Origin of the sequence: Streptomyces sp. SID12501 (assembly GCF_010550245.1) — a bacterium.
GTDB lineage: Bacteria > Actinomycetota > Actinomycetes > Streptomycetales > Streptomycetaceae > Streptomyces.
The window spans coordinates 1-430 of sequence record NZ_JAAGLU010000720.1; the positions used below are offsets into that span (position 1 = coordinate 1).

Below are 430 nucleotides of genomic sequence, written 5' to 3' on the forward strand. Positions count from 1 at the left end.
GCCCTCCAGCACGGTGACGTCCGCGCGGCCGCGCAGTTGCCAGGCGGCCGCGAGACCGCTGATGCCGCCACCGACGACGATCACTGAACGCATTGTCTTCTCCTGCGGCCGTGGACGATATGTTCCTCTATGGAACATATGGGACGGGTGGGGTGCGGCGCATCGTGCTTTCGGTCAGGGCCGCCACGTCCTGCGGGTACGGGAAGCCGCCCGGCTCGTACGCGCAGTACGGATCCGCCGCCAGCACGTCCCCGGTGGCGCCGTACGCCCGCGAGCGCGAGCCCCCGCACACCGCCTTGTACTCGCACGCCCCGCACCGGCCGCGCAGCCGCTCGTACAGCGGACCGAGGGCGGGGCGCTCGCCGCGCGCGTCGAGCACGCTCCGCTGGAGCGCGATCAGGTCCGTGAGGTCGGCGCGCTGGAAGGGGTC

General features: G+C 72.6%; 1 protein-coding gene and 1 pseudogene. Both read right to left on the reverse strand.

Going from position 1 to position 430, the window contains the following annotated elements; all coding sequences use genetic code 11:
* The coding region (locus G3I71_RS48095; RefSeq protein WP_343243313.1) for an FAD-dependent oxidoreductase at nucleotides 1-138 on the reverse strand (138 nt) is incomplete at its 3' end.
* Nucleotides 128-430, reverse strand: a pseudogene (locus G3I71_RS48100) (hypothetical protein); the annotation flags it as partial. The gene G3I71_RS48095 and the pseudogene G3I71_RS48100, both read right to left, overlap by 11 nt.